Genomic DNA, 13,480 nt, shown 5'->3' with positions numbered 1-13,480 from the left:
CCAGTAGCGAAAGCGCGGCAGTGTCGGTATTGTTCTTCATGGCGTGATCTCCCTGGCGGTTGCTGCCGCCGGTTGGGTGGGTTCAGTTCACCCGGAGATTACGCCACCTTCAAATTTCCACCACCTTCGCGACACGACCTGCAAGCGATCCGAGACATTGAAATGAAGTGATATCGCCGCCCTTCGGGTTTGACAGGTTTTCCCGCTGGACGCGTCACATCTAATTGAAATATAACAACTATTTCTGCGCAAATACTCCTAACCAGCGAAAAAACCTGTCAAACTGAACACGTAAGACTAATGGGTCCAGAGCTTAGGGGTTGAGACTAACGCCAAAACAACACTCCCGGTCGCTAAAACCGGGAGTGTTGTTTTGCATTCTAAATAAAAATCCGCTTAACCTAGGGCCACCAACACTGAGCCTCTCTGATTCACAAAACAGAGAGATGTACAAAGTTCGACTATTTAGGGACAGACATTATGACCACCTATACCCTGACTGGCATTGCCGTCCTGCGCGGCCAAACCGGAAATTATCCAGTTCAAGGCATTCTACAAGACATCAATTTCTCTGTTGCAGTGCCCGACAGCACAACCACCCTCCGCTACACCAATACAGTGGATCCAAATCCAGATGCGGATACCCCGATTTCTGATATTCAGATCACCGGCGGGCAGGCCCGGATTGAGGGTGATCCTCTTGATTCACAAAGCGAATCTATTTTTCAGGTGACCTGGAACGACGGCGGCATCCAGCGCACCACTGTGGTGCTGCAGCTGTTCTTTGAAGATGCCGATGTGCCCGGATATTCCAACGTGGATGCCGATGCCCTGTTTATTCTGGGCGGCGATCCGATCCCGAACCTCCAGACCGCCGCGCAATGGAACGCTTTTGAAGCCAGCATTGTCGCCGTTGGCCCCGCCACCGGTGCCGCCGGACCAAACCAGGATATTCCGCTCAGCAGTGTCTTTGCCGATGTGGCCCAGAATGACCGTTTCATCGGCACCGACGGCGACGACTTTCTCGAAGGTGGGCGTGGCAATGACACGCTGATTGGTGGCGATGGCAATGACACCCTGTTGGGCGGCAATGGCAATGACCGCCTGGTGACCGGTGACAATACCTGGGATGACTATGTGCAGGCCGGGACCGGCAATGACCGTGTCATCATGTCAGGAATCGATCATGGGTTTGTCAGCCTTGGGCATAGTGATCTGAACCGTCGCATCGTGGTCGAGATTGATGGCAATGACAATACCGGCACCATCGGCAAATCCGGGCGTGGCACCACCACCCTGGTGAATGTGCAAAACCCGATGATGGCGGATGGCCTGGGGATCTATGGCACCTCCCGCGACGATATCTTCCGCTTCACCGTCACCGATGGCGGCTGGGCACAGCTGCGCGGGGAAGGCGGCAATGACAGGTTTGTCCTTGGTGAAAGCCAGGGTTATCTGCGCCTGGATTACCGTAATGCCGAAGATGGCGTGGTGGCACATCTGGGCCGCGGCCGCGTCAATGACGATGGCCAGGGCGGCAGTGACCGCATCACCGGCGACGGTAATGTCAATGAGATCCGCACCGGCATGTTTGATGACAAGGTCACCGGGTCAGGCCGGGATGAGAGCTTCATCCTGATGGCAGGCGACGACACGCTGAATGGTAAGGGCGGCTTTGACCTGCTGCGCTATGACCGGAGCTATGTCGATGCGGTGAATGTCAATCTGGGCAGCGGTGAGGCCACCGGCACCTGGCGTGGCGAAAGCTTTATCCATCATATCAGCAACATCGAACATGTGCGCGGCTCCCGCGAGGGCAATGACATCCTGACTGGCAACCGCCAGGACAACCGCCTGGAAGGGCGCGGCGGCAATGACACCCTGAAAGGTCAGGGCGGCAATGACCTGTTGCAGGGCGACGATGGCCGCGACCGTCTGGACGGCGGCTCTGGTCGCGACACCCTGGATGGCGGCAACGGCAATGACACCCTGAAAGGTCAGGGCAGCAATGACCTGTTGCAGGGCAACGAGGGCAACGACCGTCTGGTCGGCGGCGGTGGTCGCGACACCCTGGATGGCGGCAACGGCAATGATGTGCTGCTGGGCAACCGCGGCGCTGATGTCTTTGTCTTCTCCTCAGGCGATGACCGGGTTGTCGGCTTTGGCGGCACCGATGAGATCGATCTGCGCAATGCCTTTGGAATCAATGACTTCAACGATCTGATCAACAACCATGCCACGCAGAACGGCAACAACGCAGTGATCAGCGATGACGCCGGCAATACCCTCACCCTGGTGAACCGGGATATGGACAACCTCAACGCGGATGATTTCCTGTTCTAGGGGCATCCTCAGACAGAAATCTTTCATGACTCGTCTTTGAACCCGGCCTTCTCCAGGAAGGCCGGGTTTTATATGGGCTGCCGCCAGGTACATAAATCAGCCCCGGAATCAGCCCTGGTATTTTGTCGTCAAAACAGGAAATCATCCGCCGTGATCTCGCCAGGGCGCAGCCCCTCCAGGGTGATCTCGCCGGCTCCGGTCTCAATCACAGTGGATGTGCCACTGCGACGGATCTGTAGATCGCCATAGTCAAACCCGCGCCCCGACACGCCACTCAGGTCGATCAGATCTTCTCCGAGCGTGAAATCCAGGATCCGATCCTGCCCATGATGCTGTCCAAAGACAAAGACATCGGCACCGCCCCCGCCACTCAGATCATCGCGCCCCCTGCCCGCCAGCAAGAGATCCTCGCCCGCGCCCCCATAAAGCCGATCCCGACCGCTGTCGCCGATCAGTCGATCGTTGCCCTCCCCGCCCCAGATCCGGTCCTTACCAACGCCACCAAACACTGTGTCAGCACCGGTGCCTCCGGTCATCCGGTCCGCCCCCTTTTGCCCCTTCAACAAATCCGCCCCGGCCTCCCCCTCGAGCCGGTCCCTGCCAGCGCCACCGCGTAGGGTGTCATCGCCAGTGCCCCCCTGCAGATGATCCGCCTTGCCACCGCCCCAGAGCCTATCGGCACCGGCCTCGCCCCAGATGTGATCAGCGCCCTTTTGCCCTTTCAGGCGATCCGCCCCATCGCCGCCCCAAATCTGGTCACCACCGCCCTGCCCCTGAATGCTGTCATCCCCGCCCAAACCCTGGATCCGGTCCGTTCCCGCCTGGCCCTGCAAGCGATCATCCCCCCCGCCGCCATAGGTGATGCCATCCTCGATCCAGTCGCCCTGGGTCAGCCGGTCCGGCGTCGCAAAGCGCCCATCGGGCCAGAGATCCGTCAGGCTCAGCACCCCGCCGCCGGCCCGCAGGATCACGATCTGGCTGTCGCCAAAGGTCAGGCGCATCCCCCCGGAGAGGCTGTCGACCTGCAACTGCGCCGGGCTGTACAGGCCAGCGAACAGCGACAGGTCCAGCTGATCGGTGCCGGGACGGAAATCTGTCACGGTCACCACCCCCACTGTCGGGCCCACCACAAAGCAATCAGCCCCGGCACCGCCGCTCAGCCGGCTGCCAGCGCCACTGGCCACCAGAATGTCATCGCCAGCGCCACCATTCAGGGTCACCGCCCCCGTTGCCGCCCCCGGCTGGCCCGTTTCCCCCTGCAACAGATCATCCCCGGCGCTGCCCCAGAGCGTGCCCTGATCAAGACTGCGCACCACCCCAAGGGTCGAAAGATCGAGACTAAACCGCGAAATACCGCCCGCAGTGTCGGAGGTGACATAGATCTCCAACTGGTCGCCTAGCACGGCCGTTTCCAGCGCGGTGACATTTTCCAGCCCCAGCCCCTGGGCATGGGCCAGGCTGGTCACATGCAACAACTGCCCCGAAGGCAGCAGCCGCAGCAGGCTGATGCCATCATCCGCACCAGCCGCCAGCACCAGCACATGGTCGCCAATCTGTACCACCTCCAGCACCGCAGCGCCGCCAAACCGCGTGGCCAGCGTATCATTGAGCTGATCCCTGAGGTCGAGACTGCCATCCGCCGCCACCCGCAACAGGCTGAGCGATCCAGTCCCGGAGGCGGCCAGCAGCAGCCAGCTGGCGCCATAGGCCTGAAAGCTGTGCAGCGCGCTGGGGGCCGACACCGGCAGGCCTTCTGCCATGCCAAAGCTATCCGCCGCCTGCAGCGCCCCGGTCTGGGTGGTGATCCGATAGCTCCGCACCCCCTGCCCCATGGCATCCAGCGCAAACAACAGATCACCAGCGGCGCTGATCTCCAGCGCGCTGTGTCCGGGCAGGTGATAGGCGGCGGAGGCACCGCTACTGGCCACCGCGCCCAGGCTCTGCCCCGATGCATCCAGCTGCCAGCCCTTGAGCTCGCCTGCGGCATTGATGCCATAGACCAGGCTGTGCTCCCCATTCTGGCCCGCCTCTACCGGCACCGTTACCAGCGCCTCCAGCCCACCAGCAGATCCACTCTCCAGCCCCTGTTGCTGCTGCCGGGCCAGGTTTCCATTGCTGCCGATCTCATATGACAACAAGGCCCCCGAGCTGCTGAGCTGCGACAGCAGGCGCATCTCGCCGCCGATCTCGCCACAGGTGATTCCGCCGGTGCCAAGGCTGGCGTTTTCATGCCAGTAGCGCTGCACCAGCTGCGGTGCCGCAGCGCTGCCATCCAGACGATAAAGGCTCAGCCCGCCATTCATCCCATTGCTGGCATAGAGCCAACTGCCGCTTTCGGTCTGCACCACCGCAAGATCGCGCAAGTCCGCATCAAAGCGATCACTGCCTGTCTGAAAACGCTGCTGAAACTTAAATTCCATGTCCCACACTCCCGGCCTGTCTGGAGAACCCAGGCCAAGCTCCCATGCGGTCGCGGCAGGGATCGGGATCAGAATGGGGCAGAACGGCGGAGATTGTTTACAGATTGAAGACAATCCCTAAGGCCGGATCCTGCGGGGAAAATTCCATCACTCTTTGTTCATTTGAGCGACAATTTCACCGGAAATGCCGCTTTGTTTCCTTCCGCCTCGCCGGGATCTGACAGGTTTGCGGGGGGCTGTTGCCGCCCCTGCGGACGCGCCCTTAGCGCGGCTTTGATCTGCCGGACCGATGCTGACGCGTAGCTTTGCCGCCTCTCCAGCCCCTCTCCCGCAGCCCCACAGGAGCCCAAACCCCATGTCCGAGACCTCGCCCATCCTCGCCCTGCCCTATCTGCTGGCCGCGCAGGCGCAAAAACATGTGACCCATAATGAGGCCCTGCAGTTGCTGGACGCGCTGGTGCAGCTGCGGGTCAGCGCCTTTGATGCTGAAACCCCGCCGCTCACCCCCAGCCCAGGCGATGCCTATGCCCTGGGGGCGCTGCCCACCGGGGCCTGGGCGGGACAGGCCGCACAGCTGGCAATCTGGCAGGGCGAAGGCTGGTTGTTCATCGCACCGCAAATCGGCTGGCGCGCCTGGGGGGTTGATGTCGCTGAGCTGCGGATCTGGCAGGGCAGCGCCTGGCAGCAATTCAGCGCCGAGACCCAGAACCTGGCCCAGGTGGGGGTCAATACCAGCGCCGATAGCAGCAACCGGCTGGCGGTGGCCGCTGAGGCCAGCCTGTTCAGCCATGCCGGCGCCGGCCATCAGATGAAGCTGAATAAATCTGCCCCGGCCGAAACCGCCGCGGCGCTGTTTCAATCCAACTGGTCCGGCCGCGCCGAGATCGGCCTGTTGGGCAATGACGACCTCAGCGTCAAGCTCTCCAGCGATGGCAGCAGCTGGGCCACCGCCCTGGCGCTAACCGCCAGCGGAAATGCCGGCTTTGGCACGGCCAGCCCCTCGGCCCATGTGGAGATTGCCGGCAGCGGCGCGGATTATCTGCTGGCCGGCGATGGCAGTGGTCCGGCCTTTCGGCTGGGGTCAGATGGCAATGGCGCCTGTGACGGCGCCTGGTCGGGGGGCGGCGCTGACTATGCGGAATGGTTTGAATGGGGCGATGGCAACCCGGAAGGCGAAGATCGGCGCGGGCTGGCCGTGGTGCTGCAGGGGGCGTGCATCCGCCCCGCCCGAACCGGAGAAGAGCCCATCGGCGTGATCAGCGCCGCCCCGGCGCTGATTGGCGATGATGATATGGGCGGCTGGAAAGGACGCTGGCAACGCGATGGCTTTGGTGCCCTGCTGCTGGACGCGGCGGGCCAGCGCCAGGAAGACCCCAGCTATGACCCCACCCGCCCCTATCAGCGCCGCAGCAGCCGCCCGGAGTGGGCGCTGGTGGGGCTGATGGGCAAACTGCGCCTGCGCCGGGGTCAGCCCTGCGCCGCCCGCTGGCAGCGCATGCGGCAGCTGTCGCAGCAGGTCGAGGAATGGCTGCTGCGCTAGATCTCGGCCAGGGCCGCAACGGCCTCGGGGATGGGATAGTGGTGGTTGCCCACAAACAGCCCATTGGCGTCGATGTAATCGGCATTGGTCAGGCTGCCGTGGATCTCATAGTCGAAATACTGCATCACCTGGTTCTTGGCAAAATTGCCCGCCACGATGGGGCGGCACTCAAAGCCCTTGGCCAGGAGCTGTTTCACCAGATCGGCGCGGGCAAGCCCGCAGCCTTCGCGAATGACCAATGAGAAACCAAACCAGCTGGAACAGCCAATTTCCTGCTGGATGGCAAATTTGGCGTGGTTGCCCAGCTGCGCCTGCACCAAGGCGCCATTGGCGCGCCGCCCTTTGATAAGATCCGGCAGTTTCTTCAGCTGTTCGCGCCCCAGCGCGCCGGACATCTCCAGCGGGCGCAGATTGTAGCCCGGCAGCACAAAGCGAAAGCTCTCCTCAAAGGGATCCTCAGATTTCTCGCCGGTGACATGGTTGAACTTTGGCAGGTTGCGGGTCCAGCCATGGGCGCGCAGGGACAGCATCACATGATAAAGCTCTTCGTCGTCGCAGGTCACCATGCCGCCTTCCATGGTGGAGATATGGTGCGAGAAGAACGACGAAAAACTGCCCATGACCCCAAAGGTGCCGGCCTGCTTGCCGTCAAAACTGGCGCCCATGGATTCGCAATTGTCCTCGATCATCACGATGCCGCGCGGCGCACAAAGCGCCTGCAACACGGCAAAATCATTGGGGTTGCCCAGCAGGTTCACCACCATCAAGGCGCGGGTCTTATCGCTGATCGCCGCTTCCAGGGCGTTCAGATCATAGTTCAGGGTGGCGCGGTCGATATCGACAAATTTCAGCCGCAGGCCGTATTGCTGCAACGGATAATAGGTCGTCGACCAGCTGACGGCGGGGACGATGATCTCATCGCCGGGCATCAGCCGCAGATCGTCATTTTTGGTATAGCGCAGCGCCGCCAGCATCAGCAGGTTGGCCGAGGAACCGGAATTGACCATCACCGCATGTTTGCTGCCAAAATGCGCGGCAAATTCTTCTTCAAAGGCGCGCACCTCGGGGCCCATGGAATACATGTCGCTGTCGATGACGCGCTGCAGCGCATCCTGTTCCGCCTGATCCCAGGAAGACGTGGCGAGGGGGTAAATGGGGCTCATGCGTATCCGCTTTCCAAATAGTGACGATAGGTCTGTGCAATGCCGTCGCGCAGCGCGGTCGGGGCCTGCCAGCCCCAGTCCTGCTGGCGCGCGGGATCGCAGAGTTTCTGCTTCATCCCCACCGGCTTGCTCAGATCATGGCTGAAATCACCGGTCCAGCCAATCACCTCGGCCACGGTGGCGTAATAGTCATTGATGCTATGATCCTGGCCCAGACCGATGTTCATGCTGCCCGGCAGGCTGTCCATATCGGCGGCGGCGCGCAGCACCGCATCGGCCAGATCGGCGGCAAACATGAACTCGCGCCGCGCCGTGCCATCGCCCCAGATCTCGACGCTGGTCTCGCCCGTCTTTTGCGCCTGATGCACCTTGTGGATGATGGCCGGCAGCAGATGCGACTGTTTGGGGTCAAATGTGTCATGCGCCCCGTAAAGATTACAGGGGATCAGGGTTTTGTACTGGGCGCCCGCATCCTCGCGGCGGATATAGTCGCACAGGCGCAGCGCCATGATCTTGGCCAGGGCATAGCCCTCGTTGGTGGGTTCCAGCGGGCCGGTCAGCACCATGTCTTCGCGCAGGGGGTTTTCGGCGGCGCGGGGGTAGATGCAGGTCGAGGCCAGGTTGAGAAACCCGCGCACCCCGGCCCGGTAAGCGCCCATGATGATATTGCGCCCCATGGCGGTGTTTTCATCCAGGAAGGCCACCGGATTGGCCATATTGGCCTGGATGCCCCCCACCCGGCCGGCGGCATGCACCACCAGATCGGGCTGGTGTTTGGCAAGATAGGCGTCCACCGCTGCGGCATCGGTCAGATCCAGCTCGGCGCTGCGCGGCGCCAGAATGGTCCAGTCGGCCGCCCGGGCGTGTTCTTGGATATTGCGCCCCACCAGGCCACCACCGCCGGTCAAGAGCATGGTTGCCTTGCGGCCCTGTTCTGCGCTCATGGGATCAATCCTCCCGCGCGACGGGTTCACTGTAGCCGTGATCCTTCAGCACCCTTGCGCGCTGCGCCGCCTTTAGATCATGAGCCGCCATTTCGGCACACATTTCCTGCACGGTGATTTCTGGCACCCAGCCCAGTTTGGCCTTGGCCTTGGCAGGATCGCCCAGCAGGGTTTCCACCTCGGCGGGGCGGAAGTAGCGCGGATCAATGCGCAGCACCACATCGCCAACCCGCAGCGCCGGAGCCTTGTCGCCGATGATCGCCGCCACGGTGGCGATCTCATCCAGACCGGTGCCGCTGAACGCCAGGGTGATCCCCAGTTCCGCCGCTGACCATTCGATAAACTGGCGCACCGAATACTGCACCCCGGTGGCGATGACAAAATCCTCGGGCGCGTCTTGCTGCAGCATCATCCACTGCATCCGCACATAGTCCTTGGCATGGCCCCAGTCGCGCAGCGCGTCGATATTGCCCATATACAGGCAGGGCTCCAGCCCCTGGGCGATATTGGCCAAGCCGCGGGTGATCTTGCGGGTGACAAATGTCTCGCCGCGCCGGGGGCTCTCGTGGTTGAACAGGATGCCGTTGCAGGCATACATGCCATAGGCCTCGCGGTAGTTCACCGCAATCCAGTAGGCATACATCTTGGCCACCGCATAGGGGCTGCGCGGGTGAAACGGCGTGGTCTCGGTCTGCGGCGTCTCCTGCACCAGACCATAGAGTTCAGAGGTGGAGGCCTGATAAAACCGGGTCTTGCCTTCCAGCTTCAAAAAGCGGATCGCCTCGAGCAGGCGCAATGTGCCCATGGCATCCACATCGGCGGTATATTCCGGGCTCTCAAACGAGACCGCCACATGGGACTGAGCGCCAAGGTTGTAGACCTCATCGGGCTGCACTTCCGACAGGATCCGCGTCAGGTTCGAACTGTCGGTCAGATCGCCGTAATGCAGCTTGAAGCGGGCATTGTCGGTATGGGGATCTTCATAGATGTGATCCACCCGCTGGGTATTAAACGACGAGGCCCGGCGTTTGATGCCATGTACCTCATAGCCCTTCTCCAGCAGGAACTCCGCCAGATAGGACCCGTCCTGGCCGGTCACACCGGTAATCAGAGCTTTTTTCATGTATCATCCTTACCAAACAAAATCAGCGTTTCCCGTATGGATCACCTCGATGGGTTAGCACATCAAAATACGCGGCATCCCATGTTAAATCAGGACCGCAGGGGATACCATTCATCAAATGGCTTTTGACAACAGGCCTCCCCTGTTAGGTTATCTTTCTGCGGGCTGTCGAAGAGCTCTCAAACAACGGAAAAACTGTTGAATTTCAAAACCCTGACACAGGCGCAGCATGACTTCCCAAAAACCGATGCCTAACTCTCTTTCCAGCGCCTCTCCCAGCCGATCCGCCCCCTCCCCCCGGCCAAACCTGCCGCGGCGCGATATTCTGTGGCTTGGGGCGCATAAGACCGGCACCACCTATCTGCAGGAGCTGCTGGCGGACTCGACCCAGGCCCTGGCCGACGCGCAGTATCTTTACATTGGCATGCAGGCCTTTCGCAGCCTCTACACCCGCCCCTTGCTATATCCTTCAGCCACAGCACAGAAAACGCCTGTCGCACCGCTGCCAAGACATGCGGAGGAGACCATGGCACGTTATCTGCTCTTTGACGAAAACGTCCTCTCGCTGGTCCAGGATGCCCTCCACCCAAGTGGCCTGTATCCCGAAGGTGCAGAACGCGCCCTTCACGTAGCCACAACGCTGGATCTGGAGGCGCCCGATATCGTGCTCGGCATCCGCGGTTTTGCCCAATATCTGCCCTCGCTTTATTGCGAGGTGCTAAAATCGATGCCCTTTCGACCCTTCAGTAGTTTCAACTCCCTGCCGCTGACTGCCCTCTCCTGGTACGCTGTCATCGACCGCTTGCGGGCAGCTTTTCCACAGTCACGGCTGCGGATCTATCGCGCCGAAGACCTGCGCGGCCAAGAGACCGCCCTCCTGGCCTGGATCGCGGGTCTGCCCCCCCCGCGGATTGGACAAAACAAAGATCCACACAAGACCCCCAACAAAGCGGCGCGGCGCGAAGGGTTTTCCCATGCTGCTGTCACAGCCCTGCATCATCTGCATCAAGAAACGGGAAAGGTCAGCCCAGCGGATCTGGCCCAATGTCTTAAAAGGCATCCCAGAAGCGCCCAAAATACCGCCTATACCCCCTGGACTTCCCGCCAGTCGCACGATCTTGATCTGGTCTATCAACTGGATCTCGACGCCATCGCCAAATTGGACCGCGTCGAGATCTGGACCCCAGCCTCAGGCTAGGCCCCGCTGCGGAGGTTGCGCTGCAATGACACCTCAGCGGCGCTCTGGCCTTGCTTCAGGATGTGAAACTCTTGCCCTCGCCCTGCGATGCAAGGGTTTGCAGGGCCTGGAATTCCTGCAAGGCGCGCTGTCCTTCGCTCCATCTCACCAGCTGATCCAATTGCCCGCGCCCCTGATCTTGCGCCAGTTCGATCTGCGCAAGCCGCTCCTCAAAACCCTGAAGCTGGCGCTGCACCCGCTGGTGTTGCCAGATGGCAATAACCTCGGCCAATTGCCCCTGCGCCAAGGCGCGCGCAATCCCCAAGGCCCGCTGGGCCACCGCATCATGACGTAGAGCTTGCCAATCTGCTTCGGCAATGGATTTCAGAGTGTCTTCCGCCCGCATCGCATAGGTCCACTGGCTCTCAGCGCTGAGCCGCTCCATGTGCCAGGCCATGTTCTCCAGCAGCCAGCGCAGTGCATCCGGGCGATATTGCGGATCCGGCAACTGCGCCACAATCCGTTCATAGTGGTCAAAGAACACTGCCAGCTCTGCCCCGGTAGCCGCCATCGTTTGCCCCGGACGCCCAATCCGGTGGCTGCACAGGGAAACATCCAGAAAGGCGATCTCCGCCGCTTTCAAACAGGTCTGCCAGTGAAACGGGTTATCTTCGTAAAAGAAATCCCCCTCGGGGAAACGGATCTTTTGCTGCTCCAGAAACCCCCGCCGATAGATCTTGCGCCAGGGCACCCCAACCATCTGCAGTGCGAGATGGCGGCGCTCCTGCAGCGTCATGCGCGCCCTCGCGCCAGACCACAAAGTATGGTCTGGAGGTTTCAAAAAACGGTCCTGAACCGCATCATAGACCCTATAATTGGCAATCAATATATCGCAGGGCTGCCTTTCAAAGCGCCGCCGGGCAGCGCCAAACCCTGCCGCATCGACCCAGTCATCCCCATCGACAAAAAACACCGCCTCGCCTGTGGCCTCATTGAGGCCCACATTGCCGGCAATCCCAACCCCCCCCTGCGTATTGGTCCCCAAAAAGACCGGGCATAGGCTGACCCCCCGTCCCTCTAGTTGGCGCAGGCAGGCGGTGATTTCTTCGCAGCTCCGATCATCCGAGCCGTCATCAACCACGATCAGCTCATCCCCTGGTTCAAGACAGGGGGCCAGGCTGTCCAGGCAGGGGGCAATATAGTCCTCAATGTTCCAGGAGGTGACGATGAAGGAAAATCTCACGACCACCCCCGCCGGATATGCCCATTGATCCGATGCGCCAGATCTGGGGCGCGGTCAGCAATGAGCGTCATGGTTGCCAGGTCATGGTTGGCCAACAGGAACGCCGCAATCCGGTGCTGAAACTCGGCATGGTAGTGCTCTTCAAGCGTCAGTTGGACCCAATCAAACAGGCGCAGATAAAATGTGGTCATTGGCAGCACAAAGCGCGGGGCCTGCGCCGTCTCTCGCAGGACCTGATGCAGAGCTGAAAGGGCCTGAAACACCTCCAACCGCTCTCGGTCCCTACGGTTGGTCAACCGCCCCCCCTCCGGCGCGACAAAATGCTCGCAACACAGTGCTGCTGAGGCATAGATGTGCTTGGCCTTGAGGAAGCTGGTCCAATGCAGTTCGAGATCATTGTGCACCATGATCTCGGTGCAGCGGATATTGTGCTCCTGCAGAAAGCCGCTGCGATAGATCTTGTTCCAGGGGTAGGCGGCAATCATTGCCATCTGCTCCACCTGATCCGCGCTGATCTGTTGCGGCGTCACAGCCTGCAGCCCGGCTGACTGCCAAAGCTGCTGATCCGAATCCATCGGGCCAAGCGTTCCACGGCTGCGCTGGCGGCTGTCGATATGGCGAAACAGGCAGAAATCAAAGGCCTTGCCTTCAAGATCGCGCAGCAGGTCAACCACAGCATCGCACAGGAGGTCATCAGAATCAAAAAACAACACATGATCCGTATCCAACGCCGCTATGCCCATGTTTCGGGCATGACCAGCACCACGGTGATCTGAGCTGCGCAGATAGCAGATCCCTGCCGCAGCCTCATCAAACCCCAGGTCGGCCGGGCGACAGGGCGGATCACTCGCATCATCGCAGACCAGGATCCGTTCCGCGATCCGCAGCTGCAACAGCTGCTTCAGCAGTCGCGTCAACCCTGTGGGGTCATTACGAACCGGGATAACAACCGAAAGGGTCATACTCCAAAAAGCGAAAGATCAGTCAACGTCACCTGCCGCAGATCCGGTGGGAAGAAGAGCACCAACTCACGCCAGGGGGCCTGCGCTGGGATATCGTCCCGCTCTGCTAGTTTGATCAGATCCGCATGGGTGCTAGCGGCCCCGTAGGAAATCACCCGTTTGCCAAAAAAGGCATCCTGGAAACCCTCATCCTGGCCACTGCGCAGACAGGCCCGAAAGGTGATGGTCTCATTGGCGCGGGTCTTGCACATAAACCCCATCACATCACGCTGCGACAGATCACATTCCCCAAGTTCGATATTGAGCGACAACCAGCGTCCTGGATGCCCGGTTGTCATCTCAAGATTCAACAGCTCACCAGGGGTGCTGGTGAGAGAGGCCTGGGTATCGCTTTCGGGATCCATGGACAGAAACACACCCGGCGCAAACCGCTCTCCAACTGTGGGCTGGCAGTCTAAGTCCAACGCGCGCAAAACTGCAAGGGCGTGGTTTGCCTGAGCCTCGGCTCCGAAATCGACATTATGTTCCATCAGATCCCCTCCAAAAGGCCCACCGCCCAATCGTT

The 13,480-nt window shown here is 60.8% G+C and carries 10 protein-coding genes; 3 read left to right on the top strand and 7 right to left on the bottom strand.

Going from position 1 to position 13,480, the window contains the following annotated elements; translation table 11 throughout:
* The first annotated feature begins 480 nt into the window (after positions 1-480).
* Positions 481-2,343, top strand: a complete 1,863-nt coding sequence (locus QZ268_RS14645; protein WP_295454124.1) for a calcium-binding protein — start codon at positions 481-483, stop codon at positions 2,341-2,343.
* A 128-nt stretch (positions 2,344-2,471) separates the two neighbouring features.
* Here the strand turns inward: QZ268_RS14645 and QZ268_RS14640 are convergent, their stop codons facing one another.
* The gene (locus QZ268_RS14640; protein ID WP_295454121.1) at positions 2,472-4,763 is read right to left on the bottom strand and encodes a hypothetical protein; all 2,292 of its coding nucleotides are present in this window, start codon (positions 4,761-4,763) and stop codon (positions 2,472-2,474) included.
* A 355-nt stretch (positions 4,764-5,118) separates the two neighbouring features.
* Here QZ268_RS14640 and QZ268_RS14635 point away from each other — a divergent pair, with 355 nt between their 5' ends.
* On the top strand, positions 5,119-6,303 hold the full coding sequence (locus QZ268_RS14635; protein ID WP_295454118.1) for a DUF2793 domain-containing protein: 1,185 nt from the start codon (positions 5,119-5,121) through the stop codon (positions 6,301-6,303).
* On the opposite strand, the gene QZ268_RS14630 is transcribed toward QZ268_RS14635, so the two are convergent.
* The 3 genes from QZ268_RS14630 to gmd are packed head-to-tail and all read right to left on the bottom strand — an operon-like array spanning position 6,300 to position 9,533.
* Positions 6,300-7,466, bottom strand: coding sequence for a DegT/DnrJ/EryC1/StrS family aminotransferase (locus QZ268_RS14630; RefSeq protein ID WP_295454116.1), 1,167 nt, complete (start codon positions 7,464-7,466; stop codon positions 6,300-6,302). The two genes, QZ268_RS14635 and QZ268_RS14630, sit on opposite strands and share 4 nt — an antisense overlap.
* Positions 7,463-8,410, bottom strand: coding sequence for a GDP-L-fucose synthase (locus tag QZ268_RS14625; protein ID WP_295454113.1), 948 nt, complete (start codon positions 8,408-8,410; stop codon positions 7,463-7,465). Before QZ268_RS14625 ends, QZ268_RS14630 begins: the two co-directional genes overlap by 4 nt.
* Before the next feature lie 4 nt (positions 8,411-8,414).
* Positions 8,415-9,533, bottom strand: coding sequence for a GDP-mannose 4,6-dehydratase (gmd, locus tag QZ268_RS14620; protein ID WP_295454110.1), 1,119 nt, complete (start codon positions 9,531-9,533; stop codon positions 8,415-8,417).
* A 229-nt stretch (positions 9,534-9,762) separates the two neighbouring features.
* On the opposite strand from gmd, the gene QZ268_RS14615 reads away from it, so the two are divergent.
* Positions 9,763-10,731, top strand: coding sequence for a hypothetical protein (locus tag QZ268_RS14615; protein ID WP_295454108.1), 969 nt, complete (start codon positions 9,763-9,765; stop codon positions 10,729-10,731).
* 55 nt (positions 10,732-10,786) lie between these two features.
* Here the strand turns inward: QZ268_RS14615 and QZ268_RS14610 are convergent, their stop codons facing one another.
* The 3 genes from QZ268_RS14610 to QZ268_RS14600 are packed head-to-tail and all read right to left on the bottom strand — an operon-like array spanning position 10,787 to position 13,445.
* Positions 10,787-11,953: a glycosyltransferase family 2 protein gene (locus QZ268_RS14610; protein WP_295454105.1), complete on the bottom strand. Its 1,167-nt coding sequence runs from the start codon at positions 11,951-11,953 to the stop codon at positions 10,787-10,789.
* On the bottom strand, positions 11,950-12,915 hold the full coding sequence (locus tag QZ268_RS14605; protein ID WP_295454102.1) for a glycosyltransferase family 2 protein: 966 nt from the start codon (positions 12,913-12,915) through the stop codon (positions 11,950-11,952). The genes QZ268_RS14610 and QZ268_RS14605 overlap by 4 nt, the downstream gene beginning before the upstream one ends.
* A complete protein-coding gene (locus tag QZ268_RS14600; RefSeq protein WP_295454099.1) occupies positions 12,912-13,445 on the bottom strand; it encodes a hypothetical protein in 534 nt (177 codons plus the stop codon). Before QZ268_RS14600 ends, QZ268_RS14605 begins: the two co-directional genes overlap by 4 nt.
* Positions 13,446-13,480: the final 35 nt, after the last annotated feature.

The sequence above is a fragment of the uncultured Pseudophaeobacter sp. genome (assembly GCA_905479575.1).
Classification (GTDB): domain Bacteria; phylum Pseudomonadota; class Alphaproteobacteria; order Rhodobacterales; family Rhodobacteraceae; genus Pseudophaeobacter.
The sequence above is the reverse complement of the archived record's forward strand: the minus strand, read 5'-3'. Positions and strand labels throughout refer to the sequence as shown.

Bases quoted from the DNA above. Each gene is read 5' to 3' on its own strand.
- QZ268_RS14645 (WP_295454124.1), top strand. From the start codon at position 481: ATGACCACCTATACCCTGACTGGCATTGCCGTCCTGCGCGGCCAAACC.
- QZ268_RS14640 (WP_295454121.1), bottom strand. From the start codon at position 4,763: ATGGAATTTAAGTTTCAGCAGCGTTTTCAGACAGGCAGTGATCGCTTT.
- QZ268_RS14635 (WP_295454118.1), top strand. From the start codon at position 5,119: ATGTCCGAGACCTCGCCCATCCTCGCCCTGCCCTATCTGCTGGCCGCG.
- QZ268_RS14630 (WP_295454116.1), bottom strand. From the start codon at position 7,466: ATGAGCCCCATTTACCCCCTCGCCACGTCTTCCTGGGATCAGGCGGAA.
- QZ268_RS14625 (WP_295454113.1), bottom strand. From the start codon at position 8,410: ATGAGCGCAGAACAGGGCCGCAAGGCAACCATGCTCTTGACCGGCGGT.
- gmd (WP_295454110.1), bottom strand. From the start codon at position 9,533: ATGAAAAAAGCTCTGATTACCGGTGTGACCGGCCAGGACGGGTCCTAT.
- QZ268_RS14615 (WP_295454108.1), top strand. From the start codon at position 9,763: ATGACTTCCCAAAAACCGATGCCTAACTCTCTTTCCAGCGCCTCTCCC.
- QZ268_RS14605 (WP_295454102.1), bottom strand. From the start codon at position 12,915: ATGACCCTTTCGGTTGTTATCCCGGTTCGTAATGACCCCACAGGGTTG.
- QZ268_RS14600 (WP_295454099.1), bottom strand. From the start codon at position 13,445: ATGGAACATAATGTCGATTTCGGAGCCGAGGCTCAGGCAAACCACGCC.